We start from the raw sequence: 21,097 nt of genomic DNA on the forward strand, positions 1-21,097 counted from the left end.
TTAATCCTCATCCTCGAACGGATCCCATTCCTCGACTTCGGCAACGGGCCCTTGTGTGTCATGCGGGTTCGCCGCGCCCTCGGCGGCGATCTCGTCGATCTCATCCGGCTGCGGGGCCGCGCGGGTCACGGATTTCAACTGCGCGCCCGGAAAGGACGCCATCACCTGCTGAACGATTGGCAGTTCCAGCGCGCGGGCGCGGGCGGCGCGATCTTCGGCCTCGCGGGTTTCTGCGATGGTCGGCTGGCCGCCGGTATTGGTGACCGAGACCGCCCAACGCTGCCCGCCCGACCAGCCGCGCAGCCGTTCGGCCAGTTTCTGCGCCAGATCGGCGGGGGCATTGCCGCGCGGTTCGAACTCGATCCGGCCGGGGCTATAGCGGACCAGTGCGACGTGTTTTTCCACCTGCACCAGCAACAGCATATCGCCCATGCGGCGGATCAGCTCGATCACCGAGGCGAAGTCGGGATAGGCCGCGAAAGCATCCGGGCTGACCGCCAGCGCCACCGCCGCGCCAGAGCGTTGCACCGCGACGACCGGGGCCGCCCGCGCCGCACGCGGGGCCTGCGAAGCGGTGCCGTTCGGGGCGCTTTGACGGGCGAAATCGCCAGCGGCCTGCGATTGCTGCACCTTGCGGATCAGCGCCTCGGGGTCGGGCAGGTCGGCCACATGGGTCAGCCGGATGATCGCCATTTCGGCGGCCATCATCGCATTCGGCGCGACCGAGACCTCTTCCAGCGCCTTCAGCAGCATCTGCCACAGCCGGGTCAGCACCCGCATCGCCAGCTTGCCCGCAAGCTCGGCACCGCGCACCCGTTCATCGGGGGCGATGGTCGGATCCTCGCTGGCGGTCGGGGTGATTTTGACCACCGAGATCCAGTGGGTAATCTCGGCCAGATCGCGCAGGACCGCGATCGGGTCGGCTCCGTCGGCATATTGCGCCTGAAGCTCTGTCAGGGCGCTGGCGGCATCGCCGCGCAGGATCATCTCGAACAGGTCGATCACCCGGCCACGGTCGGCGAGGCCCAACATGGCGCGGACCTGATCTGCACTGGTCTCGCCCGCGCCGTGGCTGATCGCCTGATCGAGCAGGCTGGTCGCATCGCGGGCCGAGCCTTCCGCCGCCCGCGTAATCAGCGCCAGCGCGTCATCGGTGATCTGGGCGGTCTCGGAAGCGGCGATCTTGCGCAGCAGGGCGATCATCACCTCTGGCTCGATCCGGCGCAGATCGAAACGCTGGCAGCGCGACAGGACGGTGACCGGCACCTTGCGGATTTCCGTGGTGGCGAAGATGAATTTCACATGTGGGGGCGGTTCCTCAAGCGTCTTCAGCAGCGCGTTGAAGGCGCTGGTCGAGAGCATGTGGACTTCGTCGATAATGTAGATCTTGTAGCGGGCGGACGCCGCGCGATAGTGAACCGATTCAATGATTTCGCGGATGTCGCCGACGCCGGTGCGCGAGGCTGCGTCCATTTCCAGCACATCGACATGGCGGCCTTCGCTGATCGCCACGCAATGTTCGCAAACCCCGCAAGGCTCGGTCGTGGGGCCGCCGGTGCCATCGGGGCCGATGCAGTTCATGCCCTTGGCGATGATCCGGGCGGTGGTGGTTTTGCCGGTGCCGCGAATGCCGGTCATGATGAAGGCCTGCGCGATCCGGTCTGCGGCGAAGGCGTTTTTCAGCGTGCGCACCATCGCATCCTGCCCGACCAGATCGGCGAAGGTTTCGGGCCGGTATTTCCGGGCCAGAACCTGATAGGCGGGGCCGGTTCCGGTCTGGATGGGATCGTCGCTGGAGGTCATCAAGGCGTCCGTCTGATTGCTTCACCGAACCTAGTGCGGAGCAGGGCGGCGGGCAAGCCGCTGAGACCAGAAAGCGGCAAATGCGAAAGGCGCCGGATCGCCCGGCGCCTTTCCCGTTTCATCCTGAGGCAATCAGACGGTGGTGCGACGGCGCATCAGGCCCAGACCGCCCAGACCCGCGATCAGCAGCCAACCGGCGGCGGGCAGCGGGATGACATTGGGATTTTCGCCGGTGATCTCGTATTCCAGCTTCTTCGCGACAGCGCTTGAGAAGTCGTTGAAATCCGATGCGGCAAGCAGGAACGAGCCGCTGCCACCGATCACGTTATTTGCGTAGAAGGATTCGACCGACGAGCTGCCGCCGATGGGCAGGCCGTTGATACGGTCGATCCCGGCTGCCAGCGCGGCATCGCGCGCGGAGGCGGCATTGGTGCCCTGATTGTCGGCGCCATCGCCCGACACGTCGATCACGTTGGTGGTGCCGTTATAGTCGTTGGTGGCAAAGCGCTGATAGCCGAAGTTGATGGCGCTGCCGACGGCGGTCTGGCCGCTGAACGGACGTGCAGCCGCCTCGATTGCATCGGCGAAGGCGTTGATTGCCGGCACGCTGTCCAGCAGGGCCCAGCCGACGCTGACCTGCTGCTGCGCCTGACCTGACCAGTAGATGAACTCTACCGCGATCTTGCCCAGTCGCCCGTCAGCGGTGCTGAGGATGGCATTCTGAATGGTCGAGCTGCGGAACGCATCGACATAACCGTCGCGCTGCAGCGCGAATTCACTGCTATCGACGCTGCCCGAAACATCGACCAGCAATTGCAGTTCAACATCGACGTCGATCGTTGCCGCATTCGCCGCCGTGAACGGCGCGGCTGCCATGACGCAGGCAGCGACCGCCGACATGAAAAAGTTTCTCATAGAACCCTCCGAACTCGTGATCATGATCCCGGCCCCGCAAGGCCGACGGAGGAATGATAAGCCAATTAAAATTTATTAATACGATGATGTTAGTGGAAATTGATTGAATGCGGCGGAGCGTCTGCAATTCCAGATTGATAACGCATCCGTGAATGAAAGTGATTGCGATGATAAATTGAATATTCGTTTTTTCAGTCAATCACGGGTGGTTTTATGACCCGGTCCGATTTTAGAAAAAGTGCCGACAGCAAGAATCAGTCGGCACTTCTCATCTGAATATCCGAATAAGGATTTGATGAATTACATTGCCGGAGTGGCATGCATCGCCCGGAACCTGTCCCATGCCTCGTTCAGACGGCGGGTGCGGGCTTCGGCAAGGCGGATCGCCTCGGGCGGCAGGCCACGGGCGATGGCGCGGTCGGGATGCGATTCAAGCACCAACGAGCGCCAGCGTTTGCGGGCATCGGGCAGCGGGGTTTCCAACGGGATCCCCAGAATATCGCAGGGCGCACAATCGGTCTTGCGATCATGGCGCATGCGGATGGCGGCGATCTTGGCGGGCGTCAGGCCAAAGATGCGGCCAACCTCGTCGATAAAGTCGATCTCGGCCTGATGCATGTCGCCATCGGACAGCGCGATGATCACCAGCCCCTCGACCACGTCGGCAAGAACCGGATCGGCGGGCGGGAACATGGCGGCGATGCGACGTGCCCATGAATCGAAGCCCGCGACATCCTGCCGGGCCAGATCGAAGACCCGCGCGGCGTTCTTTTCTTCGGATCTTGGAATGATGAAGACGCGGCGGAAGGCCGAGACCTCGGACCGGGCGACGGCGCCATCGGCCTTGGCCAGTTTCGCGCCCAGGGCGATCACCGCAATGGTGAATGCAACCGAGCGTTCGGGCGGCGTGGCCGCGCGTGTGCAACCGACAAAGGCCTTCAGCCTGTCCGCGATCCGCTGCCAGAAGCTGCGGGGCTTCGGCAGGTCCGGACAGGTCGGATGGGGCGCGCACATGTTCATGCGTCTAGGTTAAACGCGAAAGACGGTAAACGATAGGGAAACGTGAGGTCAGAAAGATGACTATTCTGTCAGATCTTTGCTCATCAGCACGAGATCGTGATAGATGCCGAATTTCCAGCCAGCATTGGGAATCCTGCCGCAATCGGCATAGCCCATGCGGGCGTGGAAGCGGATCGAATCCTGGTTCGAGCCGGTGATCGCGCCGATCATCAGCCGGTGCCCGGCGCTGCGGGCATGATCTTCGACCGCGCTGAGCAAGCTGCGCCCCGCACCCATGCCCTTCGCCTCGGGGGCGATATAGACGGTATGCTCCATGCTGCGGGCATAGCCGCCGCCGTCGCGAAACTGCTTGTAGGTGGCGAAGCCGATGATCCGGTCGTCGATACTGGCAAGGATGAAGGTGTGCTGCGCCAGTCGGTCGGTGATGACCGCGGCGATTTCATCCTCGGTCCGTTCGGTCGGCCAGAAGGTCACGGCGCTGTCGCGGATGATCGGGTTCCATATCGCAGCGACGGCGGCGGCATCCGCAGGCGTGGCCGGGCGCAAGACCAAAGGCGAAGTCACAGGGCGATCTTTCGGTCGAGAATGGACAGGGTGACGCTGAAACCATGGCCCAGCCGCAGACGCGGGTCGGGGATCGGCGCCTCTTGCAGCGGCAGCGACAGCGCGATCATCCGCAGCCCGTGATCGGGCAGTTGAAACGCGGGATGGGCGCCGTCGCCCCAGTCGATGAACAGTGGTTCGGCACCGTCTTGGGGCGTCTGGCCGCTGTCGGGAATGGCGATCCGCCAGCGCAGATCGCCCCGGCTCGCCTCGCGGATGGTCGTGCCTAGTGGCGCGACCAGCGGGTTCTGGCGAACGACCCAGCCTGCGATGCGCGGCTCGTCATCGAAATCGTCCAGCCCATACCAACGCGGATGGCGCGGCGCGGGGGCGTCGGGGTCGATGGCGATCAGTTCCAGATATTCATGCGGGCCCAGCGACAGCAGCATGTTATGCGTGCCCATCAACGGGTGCCTGCCGCCGGGTTCGGGGATCAGGTCCAGCCGGTCACGCAGCCATTCCGCGCCTTCTTCCAGACTGCGCGCCGCGATGACGACGTGATCGAACGCCCCTGTGCCCATATCAGCCCCGATGCGCCCCTGCGGCGAGATCGGCGACGAAAGAGAGGATCTCGGGGACCGGACGCCCTTCGCCGATCAGCTTGACGATGGCGCTGCCAACAACCGCGCCATCGGCGACGCGGGCGACCTGTTCGGCGGCCTCGGGGGTCGAGATGCCAAAGCCCACCACGACCGGCAGGTTCGAGGCTTTCGCGATCCGCGCAACTTCCGGGGCGACCTCGGCTGCATTGGCGGCGGGACCGCCGGTGATGCCGGTGACGCTGACGTAATAGACGAAGCCGCTGGTATTCTTGACGACGGCGGGCAGGCGGCGGTCATCGGTGGTGGGCGTCGCCAGACGGATGAAGTTCAGCCCGGCGGCCTGCGCGGGCAGGCACAGTTCGGCATCTTCCTCGGGCGGCAGATCGACGACGATCAGCCCGTCCACGCCCGCCTCTTTCGCATCGGTCAGAAACTGATCCACGCCACCCTGACGCGCATAGATCGGGTTGTAATAGCCCATCAGCACAACCGGGGTGCTGTCATCGGTTTTGCGGAATTCGCGGAGGATATTCAGCGTTTGGGTCACGCTGCCGCCTGCGGCAAGCGCGCGTTGTCCGGCGGCCTGAATCGTCGGCCCGTCGGCCATAGGATCGGTGAAGGGCATGCCCAGTTCGATGATATCGACACCGGCTGCAGGCAGACCGCGCATGATCTCTAGCGTGGTGGCCTCGTCCGGATCGGACGCCATGATATAGGTCACGAAGGCCTTGCGGCCCTGCGCCCGAAGGCGCGCGAAAGTGTCGTCGATACGGGTCATCATCTACTCCTCTGGCGATGACTAAGTGCAGCGCGAAAGGCAGTCTGTCAATCAAGCCGGGTCAAACTTTCGTCCGATTCCCGTTCCGCTTCGCGGCGATGCGCAATCCTGCCAATGCAACCAGCAGCGACAGAGCCACCGCAGGCGATGAAATAGGCGCCGGTCTTGCCGCCCGATCGCTTCGCCCCGCGTGCTGCGGATCACGGCAATCGCCATTCCGGAATAAGGGGATTTCCGCATATAAGTTCGGCCCGTCCATGCTCGCCCGCGCGGCCTTGCGAAGCGGGCGCGGCTTGCCTAGAAGGCGGATGAATTTTCGAAAGGGATGCGTCATGGGCTTTCGCATGGGAATCGTCGGGCTGCCGAATGTGGGCAAGTCCACGCTGTTCAACGCGCTGACCAAAACCGCCGCTGCGCAGGCCGCGAATTTCCCCTTCTGCACTATCGAGCCGAATGTGGGCGAGGTCGCCGTGCCCGATCCCCGGCTGGAAAAGCTGGCCGCAATCGCGCAGTCCAAGCAGATCATCCCGACCCGGATCACCTTTGTCGATATCGCCGGTCTGGTGAAGGGTGCCTCGAAAGGCGAGGGGCTGGGCAACCAGTTTCTGGCCAATATCCGCGAGGTGGACGCCATTGCCCATGTCCTGCGCTGTTTCGAGGATGGCGATGTCACCCATGTCGAAGGCCGCGTCGATCCGATTGCCGATGCCGAGGTGATCGAGACCGAATTGATGATCGCCGACATGGAATCGATTGAACGTCGTCTGGCGAACCTTCAGCGCAAGCTGAAAGGCGGCGACAAAGAGGCGGTCTTGCAGGATGCCTTGTTGAAAAAGGCGCTGGCGGTGCTTGAGGCCGGTCAACCGGCGCGCACCGTTCAGATCGCCGAGGACGAGGTGAAGGCATGGAACATGCTGCAATTGTTGACCTCGAAGCCGGTTCTCTTCGTCTGCAACGTCGCCGAGGATGAAGCCGCGACCGGCAATGACTGGTCGGCGAAGGTCGCCGAAATGGCCGAGGCGCAGGGCGCGGGTCATGTGGTGATCTCGGCCCGGATCGAGGAAGAGATCAGCCAGCTTGATGCCGAGGAACAGCAAATGTTTCTGGCCGAAATGGGGCTGGATGAGGCGGGTCTCGACCGGCTGATCCGCGCGGGTTACGACCTGTTGGGATTGCAGACCTATTTCACCATCGGCCCGAAAGAGGCGCGCGCCTGGACCATTCGCAAGGGCACGCTGGCCCCGCAAGCTGCGGGCGAAATCCACGGCGATTTCGAGAAGGGCTTCATCCGCGCCGAGACCATCGGCTATACCGATTACATCTCGGGCAATGGCGAGGCGGGCGCGCGCGAGGCGGGCAAACTGCGCGTCGAGGGCAAGACCTATGAGGTCAAGGACGGCGACGTTCTGCATTTCCTGTTCAGCTCCTGACCCAAGGTCGCGCCTCAGGGCGTGACCCCCATCGTCGGAACGGTGCTGTGACGGTCTGACCGGCAAGCCGGTTCCTGCGCCATTTGCGCAATTCGTCTTTAGAGTGCATTCTCTGCAAATGTCTTACGCGCCTTCTGGTGCGGGGCTGGCAGGTTGTGTTCCGAAGGTGAAGGTTGCCGACCATGACAGATTCCGACGATCTTCCTGATTTCATCGTGGTTGGATCGGGCGCGGGTGGCGGCCCTCTGGCAGCCAATCTGGCCGAGGCGGGGTTCAGCGTCCTTCTGATCGAGGCAGGCTCGGACCACCGCTGCCCCTATTACGATGTTCCGATCATGCAGGCGCGGGCCAGCGAAGATCCCGACATGCGGTGGGATTTCTTCGTGCGCCATTATGCCGACGATGCCCGGCAGAGGCGTGACAGCAAATTCGTGCCGGATCGGGATGGCGTGCTGTATCCGCGTGGAGCGACGCTGGGCGGCTCGACCGCGATCAGCGCCTTGGTGACGATCTATCCGCATAATTCCGACTGGGATGATCTTGCTGCCCTGACCGGCAATCCCGACTGGTCGGCCGACGCGATGCGCGCCCGTTTCCAGCGGGTCGAGGCGTGGCGCGGTCGTGACCCCGATCCCGACCATCCGGCCCGTCCCGGCGATGCTTCGCGTCACGGCTTTGACGGCTGGCTCAAGGTGACGCGGGCCAATCCCGCGCTTGCCTCGCGCGAGCCGTGGTTTCTGGACGTGATCAACGCCATCGAGGCCGAAAGCCGCGCGACCTACGGCACCCCCGACGAGGTGGTCTTGCCTAATGATCCAAACGACTGGCGCTTCGTCAGTGAACGGCGAGAGGGCATGGCCTTCATTCCGGTCTCGGTCGATGACGGGCGCAGGAACGGCGCGCGCGAACGCATCCTTGCGGCACAGCGCGCCCATCCCGACCGGCTGCGCATCCGCTATGACGCGCTGGTCAGCCGCGTGATCATCGAAAAGGGCAGGGCGGTCGGCGTCGCCTGTCTGGATGGCGCCCATCTTTACGGCGCCGATCCGGGCGCGAACCACGCCCACGGCCCCGGTGCGCCGCTGGAATTCCGCTGCCGGCGCGAGGTGATCCTTGCAGGCGGCGCCTATAACACGCCGCAGCTTCTGAAACTGTCGGGCATCGGGCCACGGCAAGAGTTGGAGAACCTTGGCATCCCGGTTTTGCTGGATCGTCCCGGCGTCGGCGCGAACCTGCAGGACCGCTACGAGATCGGCGTGGTCCATCGCACCGTCCACGACTACCCTGTTTTCGAGGGCGCGGTTCTGGATGTGCCCGGCCGCGACGGGATCGGCGATCCGCTTTATTCCGAATGGGCCGCCGATCGCGGCGGTCCCTACAGCACCAATGGCTCGCTGGCCTCGTTCATCGCGCGATCCTCGGTTGCGGGGGCAGAGCCGGACCTGATCGTCTTTGCGTTGCCGGTCGATTTCCACGGCTATTTCCCCGGCTATTCCGCCGAAAGCGCGCTGAAGCATGACCAACTGACCTTTGTTGTCCTGAAGGCGCATACCCGGAACCGGGCGGGAACGGTGACGCTGAACTCAACCGATCCGCGCGATCCGCCGCAAATCCGCTTTGCCTATTTCGATGAAGGCAGCGAGGGTGGCGACGACGATCTGCAAGCGGTCGTCGAGGGGATCGGCATCGCCCGGCGCATCGCCGCCCGGCTGGACGGAATGATTGCCGAAGAAATCATCCCCGGCCCGAAGGCAGACGACCCCGAGGCGCTTCGCCAGTTCGTCCGCGACGAGGCCTGGGGGCATCACGCGTCTTGCACCTGTGCAATCGGAGCCGAGGACGATCCGATGGCCGTGCTGGACGGCGATTTCCGGCTGCGCGGCATCGACGGGCTACGCGTGGTCGATGCCAGCGTGTTTCCGCGAATACCGGGCATCTTCATCGCCAGCGCGGTCTATATGATCAGCGAGCGGGCCAGCGATGTCATCATCGGTCAATATTCAGAAAGGGGAGGAACCGAGAATGCGTGAGGGGCTCAATCCAGAGGTGCCGCCCAGCGGCACCGGCTGCAAGGAATGTCTGGCTAACGGCGGCTGGTGGGTGCATCTGCGCCGCTGCGCCGAATGCGGTCATATCGGCTGCTGCGACACCTCACCCTCGCAGCACGCCACGCGGCATTTCGAAGAGACCGGCCACCACATCATCGCCAGTTTCGAGCCGGGGGAAGAGTGGTTCTTCGACTACAAAACCGGCCGCGCCTTTCCCGGCCCCGAACTTGCCGCGCCACGCTGGCATCCCGACGACCAACCCGTCCCCGGCCCAGCAGGTGCTGTCCCCGAGGACTGGATGGAGCATATCCACCGCTGAGGCGAAAAGCGGTCTGGTTCGGGCGGATCAGCGCCGGGACGCTGATCCGTTCGCGCTAGCCCAGCAACTCTCTGGAGATCGCCGAGACGGCGTCGGGCTGCATATAGCCCAGAAACCATTCCCGCATCCGCTCGCGCGCCTGCTCATTGGTCATGGTGACGGGCGGGTTGTCATCCGTTGCCAGAGGAACCTGCCCGACCAGATATTTCTCATTGATCGTCTTCAGATCTTCCGCCGCCCGCTGCCGGATGAGAGATTGCAGTTGCGGGTCTTTCAGCGACAGATTTTCATGCTCATTCACGATCTGCGATTGCCGAAGCTGACGGACGATTTCCGAACGCCGCTCAAGGATATTGGCACTTATGTTTCTGATCCTGCGGTCGAGAATTTCATTGAAGGTATAAAGCCAAACCGTCGCCACGCCCGGGAGGCTTTGGTTAACAGGAGCCGAAGGTAGGTCGAACTGTTCATTCAGCCCGCAAAGCCGGGTGATAATGTCGAAGAAATCAGCCACCGCATTGCCATCGACCAGATTGCTGCGGTCGAAATTCCGACTGATAAGCGAATCCGTTCCAACATGCGCAGAAAACCAGTCCGCAAATTCAAGATGCCGATAGTCATAATCAAGCGGCGTCGGCGAATGGCGCAACCGCAAACCGTGCCGGATTCGCTGATTGAGATCAGAGACATATAGATCAACCGGATCACGGAAGTAGAATATCCCGGTGATCTTGTCGAAACTCTTCTTGAACCGCTCCATCATCTCATCGCGCAATCGGGCGGCCGGAATATCTTCGCTAGAGACGATCACGGTCTGATAATCATTCGTCCGGATTTCGGTTTCGAATTTCTCCCAACTCTCCTCGGCTTTCGCCTGCATGTTTTCCAAAGACCCGAACCTGCGCTCCATATTCGGCGGTAGTCTCTTGTCATAGCGGTATCTGAAGCAAAGATCGTGGCCGTTGGTTTCCGTCTGATGAACTCCGTTCCGCCTCAGTTGCTCTTCATTCTTCTGCAATGCGGCCTGGATCGCCGAAGACCCTGTTTTGGAAGGTCCAAGATGGAGTATGAGGTGCATGCTGTCGTCCTTCGTCGTCGAATGTCGCGTCTGGCGGTCTTGTGCTGCGCGCAAGGCCTGAAATCTCTCATCGGCCCCGTCCGAGCCCATTCTGCGGTGGAATAGCTTTCTATTCTGATGCTGTTTGTCGATCATATTTTCCTTTTTTCGCGAGAACAACCGCAGCGGGAGGTTATATCGCTGATTGATAGCGTCCCGGTGGAAGAGGTGCCGATCCACGGCACCACCTTCGATGGTGTGCGCGCTTGCTGGTTTTCGAACACCGAGCCGTCAAACCTGCCTCTAATGGCGCAAGGTCTGACTTTGGCTGACGAAGAACTGCGGCGGCGTGGCTGGTATCTATAGCATTAACTAAACGGGCGCTGCCGAGGGACGTATCATGAGCATCACTCTGCCGTCATTCATCGAGAAAACCCATGGAGCCTATGCGGACCTTGGCGTCTGCTTCAACGGCGTATCTTCCTTGTCTCAGGACGCTGGAACCGACGGCTGGTCCGCATGTCAACTCATCCACGATAAGAGGTTCCCCGTGTGGACACCTCGAATTGGCGGGCAGAACTTCGAGGCGTTTATACGTCGCAGCTAATAAAATCGGGCGCTTCCTTCCACGGCCCCCCCGTCGGTCGTCAGAACCATCATGCGCAAGTCAACCGGCTGCGCCCATCACATGCTCATAGGCCGGAATGTGAACAGGCGGGGAATAGGAGAGCGGCGCGAACCCTCTCTTAATCAGCTTCAACGACTGGTGGACCAAGTATGTCGTCAACTTCGTCAATGTCTTCTTTGACGAACAGCATTCGAAGGCCATCCTCTAAGTAATCTAGGCATACTGTCGATCCGCCCAGTTCAATGTTAGCCTCCCTCTTAATGTGCGCTGCCGATAATGGGATGCTGAAGCGTTTTCCGGTCTGAGCATCAGTTAATGTTCTTGGCATCGCGTTCCTTTCGTCGGCGTGTTTCTCATCAACAATCCACAGTAGCGATTGTGTTCTGATCGCCGTTCTTCACCGCTGCAGGGTTAACCTTACACCCTGTAGCAATCTCAATAGCTCTGACGTTCTTCGGCCATACCGATGCATCTAGGTTCCATGTGATCTTCGGATCATTGGGCATCGCCTGATACGTTCCCGGCCTTGTTTCTCGGACGAGGTATTCCGCACCATCAACGGTAACGACCTTGCCGTCGAAATACTGATCCATCGTCGTGCATGCTGATGCAATCAGAACGGCGGCAACAAGATACGGCTTCATGCTCATCTCCCTCGGTGCGGTACAGACCACGCTATCGGGGCGGGCGGTTTCGTCAACGAAAATGTGGGAGTGCTGGATGCCGCGCTTTCCAAGCGGTAAGCCATCTGATGCATGGCATAAGACCAAGAGATGGCAGCGACTCCGTATCAGGATCATCGCCCGAGACAGCGCGGTCTGTCAGATGTGCGGATGCCGAACCACAACAGGACGCAAGAACCCACGAGCAGCAGAGGTCGACCACATCATCCCGCACAGGGGCGACGAGGCGCGCTTCTGGAACGTGAACAACCTGCAATGCTTGTGCAAGGTATGTCACAGCACAACAAAGCAGCGGCAGGAAACCTAGCAATGCTGCAGCAGTTGTGGATATGGCAATAGTTGGAAGAGAATTGACGACCATCCGTGCCGCAGCGAGTACCCGGCCATAGATTATTGGTCCATTGTTTCCTATCAGCCATTGGCCCACCCCCACGCAATCACCGCGATGGCGATGAGGACGGCGAGAGGCCACCAGCGACGGCGCGGGTTATCCTGGCGCTCGCACCAGCGTTTCGCTGCCTTGACGCTGCCGAACTCCTTCACCTGCTCGCCGTCCACATAGACCATGGCGGACGTGGGGTGCCGACCCTCAGAGCCGTGGATTTTGTAGCGGCCAGAAATGTGCATCTGGTCGTCGTGGTTCCGCCAGACGAGGGAGGGACAGTTCATGATAACGCCCTCCGCATGATTGCGTGGACGCCGAACAATTGCGGAACCGCCTGCACGGATTTTGCAGGCGGATCACGTGCAGTTCCCGATAAGTTCCACGAAAACGCGGTAAAACAGAGATTTATGCTCCGCGCATTCTCATCGCGAAAAAGCCCTTGTTTCCCTTGGCGTTGCCCCATATACCGCTCGGCGGAGACGTGGCCGAGTGGTCGAAGGCACACCCCTGCTAAGGGTGCAGGCGGGAAACCGCCTCGAGGGTTCGAATCCCTTCGTCTCCGCCATCAATCCTAACTTATTGCTGTTGCTTGGAAATATGACGCGCGCGTCAATCCGCGGTGACTCGGATTGATCACAGCAATGAAGGTTGCCGTATGCGCGGTTTCAGGCAGGCTGTTTACGGCCGTCCTATCGCATAGAAAAAGGCCGCCCCGGCGGGACGGCCTTCTGCATCTTCGAAGTCGATCTGTTTACGCGGGCTCTGCCACGACATGCGCCGTGCGCAGCCATTCCAGAACGCTCTCGGGCGAGGTGGCGCCGTAAGGGTCGTCTTCGCAGTTATCCTCGCGGCCCGGCTCTTCGAACCATGCCTCAATCACGCCGTCATTGACGATGGCCGCGTAGCGCCACGAGCGTGCGCCGAAGCCCAGATTGTCCTTGCGGACCAGCATCCCGGCTTTCTCGGTGAACTCGCCCGAACCGTCGGGGATCACCGTCACGTTCTGCAATTCCTGCGCCTGCGCCCATTTGTTCATGACGAAGCTGTCATTCACCGACATGCAGTAGGTCGCGTCGATCCCCAGATCCTGCATCTGGTCGAAACCCTTCTCGAAACCCGGAAGCTGATAGGTCGAGCAGGTGGGCGTGAAGGCCCCCGGCAGCGAGAACAGAACCACACGCTTGCCGGCAAAATAATCCGCCGTGGTCACGTCCTGCCAACGGAACGGATTGGGGCCGCCAATCGATTCGTCGCGAACACGGGTCTTGAAAGTCACCTGAGGAAGCTTGTCGCCGATTTTCATCCGTAAATTCCTTGCCTTAGCGGTTCTTCCCCTCCCCGCAGCGATGCCGCAATGCAGCATTGCATGGCACCCTTGCAACATGGTCAGCATGCTTGTTCAACCCCCGGTTTGACGTTAGGTATGGGGAAATCCATCAAAGGGTTCGCCATGACCGAAGCCACAGCGCCGCAGCCACCGCGTCTTCGCCACCCCGAGAAGGCCCACCGCCCCGATCAGGTCCAGCCCAAGAAGCCTGACTGGATCCGGGTGAAGGCGCCGGTCTCGGAAGGGTACAAGCGCACGCGCGACATCATGAAGGAAAACCGCCTGACGACGGTCTGCGAAGAGGCGGGTTGTCCGAATGTCGGCGAATGCTGGTCGCAGGGCCATGCGACGATGATGATCATGGGCGAGATCTGCACCCGTGGCTGTTCCTTCTGCAATATTTCAACCGGCCGCCCGAACGCGCTGGACGTGTTCGAACCGGGCCGCGTCGCCCATGCCGTGCAGAAGCTGGATCTGAACCACGTGGTGATCACCTCGGTCGATCGCGACGATCTGGACGATGGCGGGGCAGAACATTTCGCCCAGACGATCCGCGCGATCCGCCACCGCTCGCCCAATTCGACCATCGAAGTGCTGACGCCGGATTTCCTGAAATCGAAGCCCGGTTCGCTGGAAGCCGTGGTCGAGGCGCGGCCGGATGTGTTCAACCACAATCTTGAAACCGTGCCGGGCCTCTATCCGTCGGTGCGCCCCGGCGCGCGTTATTTCCACAGCCTGCGGCTGTTGCAGCGGGTGAAGGAACTGGACCCGTCGATGTTCACCAAATCGGGGATCATGGTCGGTTTGGGCGAGGATCGTCAGGGCGTGTTGCAGGTCATGGACGACATGCGCGCCGCCGATATCGACTTCATGACTATCGGCCAATATCTGCAACCGACGCCCAAACATCACCGCGTCGACCGCTTTGTCACCCCCGAGGAATTCGCGGGCTACGAAAAGGCCGCTTTCGGCAAGGGTTTCCTGATGGTGTCGGCGACGCCGCTGACCCGGTCGTCCTATCACGCAGGCGATGATTTCGCGCGACTTCGGGCGGCGCGGATGGAGAAACTGGGACGCGCATAAAAGCGCGTTTCGGGCGCATGGACACCCTTGCAAATTCCCCGCCATCGCCTTAGGCGGAGGACAGAGCCCGAGTGGCGGAATGGTAGACGCAGCGGATTCAAAATCCGCCGCCGCAAGGCATGTCGGTTCGAGTCCGACCTCGGGTACCAAGGCTCTCCGATCAATGACATCCGATATGCGCGCGGTCCCTCGCGCGGGATGACCGGCGGCGACAGTGGCGCGCCGGTCCCCGTTGTCAGACGAAGATGAAATCCGTCAGTGCCATTTGCCCGACGCCGTTCAACGTCGCGATCAGGATCGGGCTGTCCTCGGTGCCGTTGCCGTCGGCATCATACCACAGCCGTTTCGCGTCCTTTTCGAAGATCAGCGATGCCGCGCCGTTCGGGGCACGCGGATCGTCGGCATTGACCAGCCGCAGGTTGTCGCCGAAATCCGACCGATCGAGGCGGATCTTGTCCTCACCCCTGCGGAAATCGGTGATGACATCGCCTTCCCAGTCATAGCCCGAAAAATCGATGAAATCGAAAATGTCGCTTCCGGCACCGCCGGTCAGCACATCCGCGCCGCCGCCGCCGACCAGAAAATCGTTGCCGCCACGTCCGTTCAGGTGATCGCTGCCACTTTCTCCGTGGAATATGTCCCGACCATTGGTGCCCGAGAAGCGGTCATCCTCTCTGGTGCCCCTCAGCACTTCGACATGGCGAAGGGTCTTGTTCAGGGCCAGCCCGTCGTTCAGCGACTGACTGGCCAGATCGACGATGGCACCGATATCGGAGCTGTTGAATTGCACCGTATCCTTGCCCAAACCCCCGTCGATCAGCGCGCGATAGGGGGTGTTCGCATTGCCGTCAAAGCCGATCTGGAAGGTGTCATTGCCCTGATTGCCCAACAGCGTGTCATTGCCCGAATCGTGATAGAGATAGTCGTTGCCGGTGCCGCCCTCCAGCCGGTCATTGCCGCGCCCGCCATCAAGCGTGTCGTTGCCGCCGCCGCCTTTAAGCTGGTCATGGCCGTCATTGCCCTCTAGCCGGTCGGCGCGGTTCCAGCCGGTGATGATGTCGCGGCCGCTGCCGCCATCATAGTCCAGCACCTCCATATTCGCGATCCGGGTGCCGTTGGCGAATTCCTTCGCGGCAGGCGAAAAGTTCCAGCGGATCTCGACGCTGGTTTCGCTGAAATCGACGAACACCTTGTCGATACCGATGCCGCCATCGGCGCGGTCGTTCATGCCCATCGAGATGGTGTCATTGCCAGCATGGCCGAACAGATGATCGCGGGCGGAATCGCTGTCTGAATAGGAAAGGTGGCTGTAAAGGGTGTCGTTGCCCAGACCTCCGTTCAGCGTATCGCTGCCCGAGCCGCCTTCCAGCGTGTCATTCCCGGAATCGCCGTTCAACAGGTCATTGCCGGTGCCGCCTTCCAGCCGGTCGTTCCCGGTTTCACCGAAAAGCCGGTCATTGCCGTCATCGCCATAAAGGTAGTCGCCGTCGCCGCCGCCCTCCAGCACGTCATTGCCGGCGTCGCCCGACAACTCGTCCCGGCCCATCCCGCCGCGCAGCGTGTCGTTGCCATTGCCGCCTTCAAGCGTGTCATCATTGATCCAGCCGATCAGACGGTCGGCATAGCGGGTGCCGACGATGTCGAAGGCCTCAATCTCGCGGAAGGAAAAGGCCCGGCTGTCGCCAAAGCGGATATTGACGGTGATCGTCGGATCTTTGATGCCGAAATTGATCGGGCCGGACAGCAGGTCGAAATCCAGACGCAACAGATCGATGCCGTGCCCGCCACGGATCGTGTCGCCGGGCACCTCGCTCAGGGCGGTGGCGTCGAAAATGTCGTTTCCGGCGCCGCCCAGCAGCAGGTCGGCGCCTGCGCCACCGTTCAGATAATCGTCGCCATCTTCGCCATAAAGCGTATCGTTTCCGCCCTCGCCGTAGAGGTAGTCGCCCTGATGGCCGCCATACAGAATGTCATTGCCGATGCCGCCATAAAGCCAGTCGGTATCGAAACGACCCCGCAGCGTGTCGTTGCCGCCATATCCGTAGATGCTGTCGGAAAAATATGTGCCGTTGAGAGAATTCGCCGCAGCATTCCCTTCGATCCGCGCCATGATTGCCTCCTTCTCCGTTAGGTTCCGATTGGGCCGGTCGCGGCGCCTCATGTCAATTTGATAGAAGACAGCAGGCGATTCCAAGCCGATGGCCGGAATCGACAAAAACGCCTTGCGTCCGCGTGCTGCAGGTCAAGAATGGGGCGGAAGGGTGTTTCGACACGAAAGGCTGGTATCATGGAAGATCTTCACGCGACCGAACCCCGGCTGACCTCGCTGTCGCATGGCGGCGGCTGCGGCTGCAAGATCGCGCCGGGCGTGCTGACCGGGCTGTTGCGCGGGACCGCGATGCTGCCGGTGCCCGAGGCGCTGATGGTCGGGATCGAGACCTCGGACGATGCGGCGGTTTACCGGCTGAACGACCGGCAGGCGCTGGTGGCGACGACGGATTTCTTTATGCCGATTGTCGATGATCCGCTGGATTTCGGACGGATTGCGGCGACCAATGCGATCAGCGATGTCTATGCGATGGGCGCGACGCCGATCATGGCCTTGTCGCTGGTCGGCATGCCGATCAACACGCTGTCGGGCGAGACGATCTCGAAAATCCTTGAGGGTGGGGCGATGGCTTGTCGCGATGCGGGGATACCGATCGGCGGCGGCCATACCATCGACTCGGTCGAGGCGATTTATGGGCTGGTCGCCATGGGGATCGTCGATCCGGCCGAGGTGAAGCGCAATTCCGGCGCAAGGCCCGGCGATGTTCTGGTTCTGGGTAAGCCGATTGGCGTCGGCATCATGTCGGCGGCGCTGAAGAAGGAAAAGCTGGGCGCGGATGGTTATGCCCGGATGATCGCGGCGACGACGCGGTTGAACAAGGCCGGGCCGGATCTTGCGAAGCTGCCGGGGGTTCATGCGATGACCGATGTGACCGGCTTCGGGCTGGCCGGTCATGCGCTGGAAATGGCGCGCGGATCGGGTTGCGAATTGCGGCTGGACTGGGCTGCCGTGCCTCTGCTTCAAGGCGCGCGGGATCTGGCGCAGGCGGGTTATGTCACCGGCGCGTCGGGGCGCAACTGGGCTAGCTACGGCGCCGATGTGGTTCTGCCCGAGGGGTTTGCCGAAATCGACCGCGCGCTTCTCAGCGATCCGCAGACCAGCGGCGGTTTGCTGGTCGCCTGTGATGAGGCGAGCGCGGCTGAGGTGTTGGCGATTTTCCACGATCACGGCTTTGATGAGGTCGCGGTGATCGGGCAGGTGGCGGAAGGCGCGGGGCGGCTGGTCCTGCGCTAAGATCGCGGTCGCTACGGTATTTGGACAACGAAGAAGCGGCCCGGCGTTTTCGCGTCGGGCCGTTTTTGGTCAGGCAGCCTCGGTGCGGCGGGCGCGGGCGATTTCGGTTTCGGTCAGCGGGCCGGGGAAGTGGCAGGCGACCTGATGATCGCCAAGGCTGAGGGCAGGGGCCTCGGTCGCGCAGCGGGCCTCGGCCCGCGGGCAGCGGGTGCGGAAGACGCAGCCCGAAGGCGGGTTCAAGGGCGAGGGCAGGTCGCCTTTCAGCGGCACCACGCTGGCCACCGGATCGTAATCCGGGTCGGGGACCGGCACCGCCGATAGCAGTGCCTGCGTATAGGGGTGCTGCGGGTGGGCGTAGAGATCGTCGGAAGAGGCGATCTCCATCACCTTGCCCAGATAGAGGACCATCACCCGGTCGCTGATATGTTTCACCACCGAAAGATCGTGGGCGATGAAGACCAGCGACAGGCCCAGTTCCTTTTGCAGCCGGATCAGCAGGTTGATCACCTGCGCCTGAATCGACACGTCCAGCGCCGAGACGGGTTCGTCACAGATAATCAGCTTCGGCTCGACGATCAGCGCGCGGGCGATGCCGATGCGCTGGCATTGCCCACCGCTGAACTCGTGCGGGTAGCGGTTGATCTGGTTCGGCAGCAGCCCGACCTTTTCCATCATCGCCTTCACCCGCTCTTTCACCTCGGCGCGTTTCAGGTTCGGGTGGTGGGTGGTCAGCGGCTCGGCGATGATCTGGCCCACGGTCATCCGCGGGTTCAGCGAGGCCAGCGGATCCTGAAACACCATCTGGATATCGCTGCGATATTTCATCATCTGCCGGGGAGAGAGTGAGATCAGATCCTTGCCGTCGATCCATTCGGCCTTTCCCGTCGCCGGGACCAGACCGATCAGGGCGCGGGCCAGGGTCGATTTTCCGCAACCGGATTCGCCGACGATGCCCAGCGTCTCGCCGGGATTCAGGGTGAAATCCACGCCACCAACGGCGCGCAACTGCTTTGGCTTGTGCCACGGCATCGCGCCCGAGGACTGGATCTGGAAGGTGACCCGCAGGTCGCGCACGTCTAGCAGGGGTCTGGTCATGGCTGATCCACCTTGCTTGAGGTTCCGGCAACGCCCGCGCCGCCGATGATCGCATCGGCAATTGGCGCGGGGGTAATGTCGTCATCGTCGATATCGCCCGCCGGCGGCTCGACCTCGGAAAGATGCACCGTGGCGCGACCGCCGCGCACATCGTTCAGCGGCGCGAAACAGGCGCGGGCGCGGCCCTTGGCAAAGTCTTCCAGCGGCGGGGCCAGATGGGCGCATTCCTCGCGACGGTAGGAACAGCGTGGCTCAAAGGCGCAGCCCTCGGGCGGGCGGCTCATATTCGGGGGCGAGCCGGGGATGGCTGCCAATTCCTCATCGCCGTGATCGATGCGGGGGATCGCCGCCAGCAGCCCCTGCGTATAGGGATGGGCCGGATCGGTGAAAAGCGGGCCGACCGGGCCGGTCTCGCGGATGCGGCCGCCATACATGACCGCCACCCGCTCGCATGACCCCGCGACGACGCCAAGATCATGGGTGATCAGGATCATCGCCATGCCGAATTCGGTCTGCAATTCCGCCAGAAGCGCCATGATCTGCGCCTGCACCGTCACGTCCAGCGCCGTTGTCGGCTCATCCGCGATCAACAGTTTCGGACGGCAGAGCAGCGCCATCGCGATCATCACCCGCTGCCGCATCCCGCCCGAAAATTCGTGCGGATAAAGGTTCACCCGCGCTCGTGCATCGGGGATACGCACCGCGTCCAGCATCCGGGCGGATTCCGCCACGGCGGCCTTTTTCGACATGCCCTTGTGCAGGGTCAGCACCTCGGCCATCTGATCGGCGACCCGCATATAGGGGTTCAGCGAGGTCATCGGGTCCTGAAAGATCATGGCAATCTTTTCGGCGCGGATCTTGTTGATCACCTTCGGCGGCGTGTTCAGGATCTGCTGCCCGTCGAAAGTGACCATGCCAGAGGCCGTGCCGTTTCGCGCCAGAAGCCCCATGATGGCAAAGGAGAGTTGCGATTTGCCGCTGCCGGATTCGCCGACGATGCCGACGGTCTCACCGGCATCCACGTCCAGATTGACCTGATTGACGGCATGAACCTCGCCATCATTGGTGCGGAAGCGGACCGACAGATCCCTGAGTTCAAGCAAAGCCATGTCAGCGCTCCTTCGGGTCAAGTGCATCACGAAGCCCGTCTCCGACGAAGAAGAAGCCGAAGAGGGTGATGCAGAAGAAGAACAGCGGGAAGGCCAGTTGCCACAGAGTGCCGTAGTTGATCGTGCCAGCCCCTTCCGAGATCAGCGCGCCCCATGAGGTCAGCGGTTCCTGAACGCCAAGGCCAAGGAAGCTGATGAAGCTTTCGGTCAGGATCATCAGCGGCACCAGAAGCGTCGCATAGACCGCCACCACGCCCAGAAGGTTCGGGACGATATGGCGAATGATGATCTTCCAGCCGGGAACGCCGGTGGCACGGGCCGCCTCGATGAACTCTCGGTTCTTCAGGCTCAGGGTCTGGCCGCGGACGATCCGGCTCATATCCAGCCACGAGATCAGGCCGATGCCAAGAAACAGCATCGACATCGACCGCCCGAACATCACCAACAGCAGGATCAGCACGAACATATAGGGGATCGACATCAGGATATCGACGGCGCGCATCATCAACTGATCGGTGCGCCCGCCGAAATAGCCCGCCGTTGCGCCGTATAGCGTGCCGACGATCACCGCGATGGCCGCGCCGACGATGCCCACCATCAGCGAGATCTGCGTGCCCTGAACGGTGCGCGAATAAAGGTCGCGCCCCAGATCGTCGGTGCCGAAGTAATGCCCGTTCTCCAGCGAGGGCATGCCCATCGTGGTGACCTGACCCATGACGTTGAAATCAAGCTCTTCGTTCGACCAGACGGCGAAGGAATTGCCGAAGATCGCGAACAGCCCGACAAGGATCAGGATGATCAGCCCGGCCATTGCGGCCTTGTTGCGGAAGAAACGCTTGCGCGCATCGGCCCATGGGCTGCGGCCCTTGACCTCGTCCTTGGACATGCGGGCGGCGAGGGATTGCATCTTGCTTTGCTCGATGATCATG

Annotated in this window: 21 protein-coding genes and 2 tRNA genes; 9 read left to right on the forward strand and 14 right to left on the reverse strand. The window is 61.9% G+C overall.

Annotation, left to right across the window (positions count from 1 at the left end):
• From JJJ17_RS06415 to trpA, 6 genes are all read right to left on the reverse strand, one after another.
• Complete coding sequence (locus JJJ17_RS06415; protein WP_200684594.1) at nucleotides 1–1,803, reverse strand: DNA polymerase III subunit gamma/tau; 1,803 nt, start codon at nucleotides 1,801–1,803, stop codon at nucleotides 1–3.
• Nucleotides 1,804–1,935: 132 nt separating this feature from the next.
• Nucleotides 1,936–2,718 (reverse strand): DUF1194 domain-containing protein, encoded by a 783-nt coding sequence (locus tag JJJ17_RS06420; RefSeq protein WP_200684596.1) that lies wholly within the window; start codon nucleotides 2,716–2,718, stop codon nucleotides 1,936–1,938.
• A 300-nt stretch (nucleotides 2,719–3,018) separates the two neighbouring features.
• Nucleotides 3,019–3,732, reverse strand: coding sequence for a molecular chaperone DjiA (locus tag JJJ17_RS06425; protein WP_234463892.1), 714 nt, complete (start codon nucleotides 3,730–3,732; stop codon nucleotides 3,019–3,021).
• A gap of 66 nt (nucleotides 3,733–3,798) precedes the next feature.
• Nucleotides 3,799–4,302, reverse strand: a complete 504-nt coding sequence (locus JJJ17_RS06430; protein WP_200684600.1) for a GNAT family N-acetyltransferase — start codon at nucleotides 4,300–4,302, stop codon at nucleotides 3,799–3,801.
• Complete coding sequence (locus JJJ17_RS06435; RefSeq protein ID WP_200684602.1) at nucleotides 4,299–4,862, reverse strand: VOC family protein; 564 nt, start codon at nucleotides 4,860–4,862, stop codon at nucleotides 4,299–4,301. The genes JJJ17_RS06430 and JJJ17_RS06435 overlap by 4 nt, the downstream gene beginning before the upstream one ends.
• A 1-nt stretch (nucleotide 4,863) precedes the next feature.
• Nucleotides 4,864–5,661 (reverse strand): tryptophan synthase subunit alpha, encoded by a 798-nt coding sequence (gene trpA / locus JJJ17_RS06440; RefSeq protein WP_200684604.1) that lies wholly within the window; start codon nucleotides 5,659–5,661, stop codon nucleotides 4,864–4,866.
• Between the two features lie 332 nt (nucleotides 5,662–5,993).
• Here trpA and ychF point away from each other — a divergent pair, with 332 nt between their 5' ends.
• The 3 genes from ychF to JJJ17_RS06455 all read left to right on the forward strand — a co-directional run bounded on the left by ychF (nucleotide 5,994) and on the right by JJJ17_RS06455 (nucleotide 9,458).
• Nucleotides 5,994–7,091: a redox-regulated ATPase YchF gene (gene ychF, locus JJJ17_RS06445; protein ID WP_200684606.1), complete on the forward strand. Its 1,098-nt coding sequence runs from the start codon at nucleotides 5,994–5,996 to the stop codon at nucleotides 7,089–7,091.
• Between the two features lie 182 nt (nucleotides 7,092–7,273).
• The gene (locus JJJ17_RS06450) at nucleotides 7,274–9,121 is read left to right on the forward strand and encodes a GMC family oxidoreductase (RefSeq protein ID WP_200684608.1); all 1,848 of its coding nucleotides are present in this window, start codon (nucleotides 7,274–7,276) and stop codon (nucleotides 9,119–9,121) included.
• Nucleotides 9,114–9,458, forward strand: a complete 345-nt coding sequence (locus JJJ17_RS06455) for a UBP-type zinc finger domain-containing protein (RefSeq protein ID WP_200684610.1) — start codon at nucleotides 9,114–9,116, stop codon at nucleotides 9,456–9,458. Before JJJ17_RS06450 ends, JJJ17_RS06455 begins: the two co-directional genes overlap by 8 nt.
• Nucleotides 9,459–9,513: 55 nt before the next feature.
• Here the strand turns inward: JJJ17_RS06455 and JJJ17_RS06460 are convergent, their stop codons facing one another.
• Nucleotides 9,514–10,338 (reverse strand): hypothetical protein, encoded by an 825-nt coding sequence (locus JJJ17_RS06460; RefSeq protein WP_200684612.1) that lies wholly within the window; start codon nucleotides 10,336–10,338, stop codon nucleotides 9,514–9,516.
• Between the two features lie 315 nt (nucleotides 10,339–10,653).
• On the opposite strand from JJJ17_RS06460, the gene JJJ17_RS06465 reads away from it, so the two are divergent.
• Nucleotides 10,654–10,881: a hypothetical protein gene (locus JJJ17_RS06465; protein ID WP_200684614.1), complete on the forward strand. Its 228-nt coding sequence runs from the start codon at nucleotides 10,654–10,656 to the stop codon at nucleotides 10,879–10,881.
• Between the two features lie 618 nt (nucleotides 10,882–11,499).
• On the opposite strand, the gene JJJ17_RS06470 is transcribed toward JJJ17_RS06465, so the two are convergent.
• Entirely contained in the window at nucleotides 11,500–11,787 is a 288-nt protein-coding gene (locus JJJ17_RS06470) for a hypothetical protein (RefSeq protein ID WP_200684616.1), read from the reverse strand.
• Nucleotides 11,788–11,968: 181 nt separating this feature from the next.
• On the opposite strand from JJJ17_RS06470, the gene JJJ17_RS20330 reads away from it, so the two are divergent.
• A complete protein-coding gene (locus JJJ17_RS20330) occupies nucleotides 11,969–12,133 on the forward strand; it encodes an HNH endonuclease signature motif containing protein (protein ID WP_234463967.1) in 165 nt (54 codons plus the stop codon).
• A 104-nt stretch (nucleotides 12,134–12,237) separates the two neighbouring features.
• On the opposite strand, the gene JJJ17_RS06480 is transcribed toward JJJ17_RS20330, so the two are convergent.
• Nucleotides 12,238–12,495, reverse strand: coding sequence for a hypothetical protein (locus JJJ17_RS06480; protein WP_200684618.1), 258 nt, complete (start codon nucleotides 12,493–12,495; stop codon nucleotides 12,238–12,240).
• Nucleotides 12,496–12,686: 191 nt separating this feature from the next.
• Between JJJ17_RS06480 and JJJ17_RS06485 the strand changes: the two genes are divergently transcribed.
• Nucleotides 12,687–12,776, forward strand: a tRNA-Ser gene (locus JJJ17_RS06485).
• A 186-nt stretch (nucleotides 12,777–12,962) separates the two neighbouring features.
• On the opposite strand, the gene JJJ17_RS06490 is transcribed toward JJJ17_RS06485, so the two are convergent.
• Nucleotides 12,963–13,514 carry a peroxiredoxin gene (locus JJJ17_RS06490; protein ID WP_200684620.1) on the reverse strand — a complete coding sequence of 184 codons (552 nt, stop codon included), beginning with the start codon at nucleotides 13,512–13,514 and terminating at the stop codon, nucleotides 12,963–12,965.
• A 147-nt stretch (nucleotides 13,515–13,661) separates the two neighbouring features.
• Between JJJ17_RS06490 and lipA the strand changes: the two genes are divergently transcribed.
• Together lipA and JJJ17_RS06500 are read left to right on the forward strand one after the other, a co-directional pair.
• The gene (gene lipA / locus JJJ17_RS06495) at nucleotides 13,662–14,621 is read left to right on the forward strand and encodes a lipoyl synthase (protein WP_200684621.1); all 960 of its coding nucleotides are present in this window, start codon (nucleotides 13,662–13,664) and stop codon (nucleotides 14,619–14,621) included.
• A gap of 65 nt (nucleotides 14,622–14,686) precedes the next feature.
• Nucleotides 14,687–14,770: transfer RNA gene (locus tag JJJ17_RS06500), tRNA-Leu, on the forward strand.
• An 86-nt stretch (nucleotides 14,771–14,856) separates the two neighbouring features.
• Here the strand turns inward: JJJ17_RS06500 and JJJ17_RS06505 are convergent.
• Nucleotides 14,857–16,731 carry a calcium-binding protein gene (locus JJJ17_RS06505; RefSeq protein WP_200684622.1) on the reverse strand — a complete coding sequence of 625 codons (1,875 nt, stop codon included), beginning with the start codon at nucleotides 16,729–16,731 and terminating at the stop codon, nucleotides 14,857–14,859.
• A gap of 177 nt (nucleotides 16,732–16,908) precedes the next feature.
• Here JJJ17_RS06505 and selD point away from each other — a divergent pair, with 177 nt between their 5' ends.
• Nucleotides 16,909–17,964 carry a selenide, water dikinase SelD gene (gene selD / locus JJJ17_RS06510; RefSeq protein ID WP_200684623.1) on the forward strand — a complete coding sequence of 352 codons (1,056 nt, stop codon included), beginning with the start codon at nucleotides 16,909–16,911 and terminating at the stop codon, nucleotides 17,962–17,964.
• Between the two features lie 69 nt (nucleotides 17,965–18,033).
• On the opposite strand, the gene JJJ17_RS06515 is transcribed toward selD, so the two are convergent.
• Genes JJJ17_RS06515 through JJJ17_RS06525 form a run of 3 tightly spaced genes read right to left on the reverse strand, consistent with a single transcriptional unit; the run spans nucleotide 18,034 to nucleotide 21,096 of the window.
• The gene (locus tag JJJ17_RS06515; protein ID WP_200684624.1) at nucleotides 18,034–19,059 is read right to left on the reverse strand and encodes an oligopeptide/dipeptide ABC transporter ATP-binding protein; all 1,026 of its coding nucleotides are present in this window, start codon (nucleotides 19,057–19,059) and stop codon (nucleotides 18,034–18,036) included.
• Nucleotides 19,056–20,168: an oligopeptide/dipeptide ABC transporter ATP-binding protein gene (locus tag JJJ17_RS06520; protein ID WP_200684625.1), complete on the reverse strand. Its 1,113-nt coding sequence runs from the start codon at nucleotides 20,166–20,168 to the stop codon at nucleotides 19,056–19,058. Before JJJ17_RS06520 ends, JJJ17_RS06515 begins: the two co-directional genes overlap by 4 nt.
• Nucleotide 20,169: 1 nt before the next feature.
• Nucleotides 20,170–21,096, reverse strand: coding sequence for an ABC transporter permease subunit (locus JJJ17_RS06525; protein ID WP_200684626.1), 927 nt, complete (start codon nucleotides 21,094–21,096; stop codon nucleotides 20,170–20,172).
• Nucleotide 21,097: the final 1 nt, after the last annotated feature.

This window comes from Paracoccus caeni (assembly GCF_016629665.1).
Lineage (GTDB): Bacteria > Pseudomonadota > Alphaproteobacteria > Rhodobacterales > Rhodobacteraceae > Paracoccus > Paracoccus caeni.

Coding starts and splice junctions, on each gene's coding strand:
- JJJ17_RS06450 (WP_200684608.1), top strand. CDS start 7,274: ATGACAGATTCCGACGATCTTCCTGATTTCATCGTGGTTGGATCGGGC.
- JJJ17_RS20330 (WP_234463967.1), top strand. CDS start 11,969: ATGTGCGGATGCCGAACCACAACAGGACGCAAGAACCCACGAGCAGCA.
- trpA (WP_200684604.1), bottom strand. CDS start 5,661: ATGACCCGTATCGACGACACTTTCGCGCGCCTTCGGGCGCAGGGCCGC.
- JJJ17_RS06455 (WP_200684610.1), top strand. CDS start 9,114: ATGCGTGAGGGGCTCAATCCAGAGGTGCCGCCCAGCGGCACCGGCTGC.
- JJJ17_RS06465 (WP_200684614.1), top strand. CDS start 10,654: ATGCTGTTTGTCGATCATATTTTCCTTTTTTCGCGAGAACAACCGCAG.
- JJJ17_RS06515 (WP_200684624.1), bottom strand. CDS start 19,059: ATGACCAGACCCCTGCTAGACGTGCGCGACCTGCGGGTCACCTTCCAG.
- JJJ17_RS06520 (WP_200684625.1), bottom strand. CDS start 20,168: ATGGCTTTGCTTGAACTCAGGGATCTGTCGGTCCGCTTCCGCACCAAT.
- JJJ17_RS06435 (WP_200684602.1), bottom strand. CDS start 4,862: ATGGGCACAGGGGCGTTCGATCACGTCGTCATCGCGGCGCGCAGTCTG.
- JJJ17_RS06505 (WP_200684622.1), bottom strand. CDS start 16,731: ATGGCGCGGATCGAAGGGAATGCTGCGGCGAATTCTCTCAACGGCACA.
- JJJ17_RS06420 (WP_200684596.1), bottom strand. CDS start 2,718: ATGAGAAACTTTTTCATGTCGGCGGTCGCTGCCTGCGTCATGGCAGCC.
- JJJ17_RS06470 (WP_200684616.1), bottom strand. CDS start 11,787: ATGAAGCCGTATCTTGTTGCCGCCGTTCTGATTGCATCAGCATGCACG.
- JJJ17_RS06425 (WP_234463892.1), bottom strand. CDS start 3,732: ATGTGCGCGCCCCATCCGACCTGTCCGGACCTGCCGAAGCCCCGCAGC.
- JJJ17_RS06480 (WP_200684618.1), bottom strand. CDS start 12,495: ATGAACTGTCCCTCCCTCGTCTGGCGGAACCACGACGACCAGATGCAC.
- JJJ17_RS06490 (WP_200684620.1), bottom strand. CDS start 13,514: ATGAAAATCGGCGACAAGCTTCCTCAGGTGACTTTCAAGACCCGTGTT.
- lipA (WP_200684621.1), top strand. CDS start 13,662: ATGACCGAAGCCACAGCGCCGCAGCCACCGCGTCTTCGCCACCCCGAG.
- JJJ17_RS06525 (WP_200684626.1), bottom strand. CDS start 21,096: ATGATCATCGAGCAAAGCAAGATGCAATCCCTCGCCGCCCGCATGTCC.
- JJJ17_RS06460 (WP_200684612.1), bottom strand. CDS start 10,338: ATGCAGGCGAAAGCCGAGGAGAGTTGGGAGAAATTCGAAACCGAAATC.
- JJJ17_RS06415 (WP_200684594.1), bottom strand. CDS start 1,803: ATGACCTCCAGCGACGATCCCATCCAGACCGGAACCGGCCCCGCCTAT.
- selD (WP_200684623.1), top strand. CDS start 16,909: ATGGAAGATCTTCACGCGACCGAACCCCGGCTGACCTCGCTGTCGCAT.
- ychF (WP_200684606.1), top strand. CDS start 5,994: ATGGGCTTTCGCATGGGAATCGTCGGGCTGCCGAATGTGGGCAAGTCC.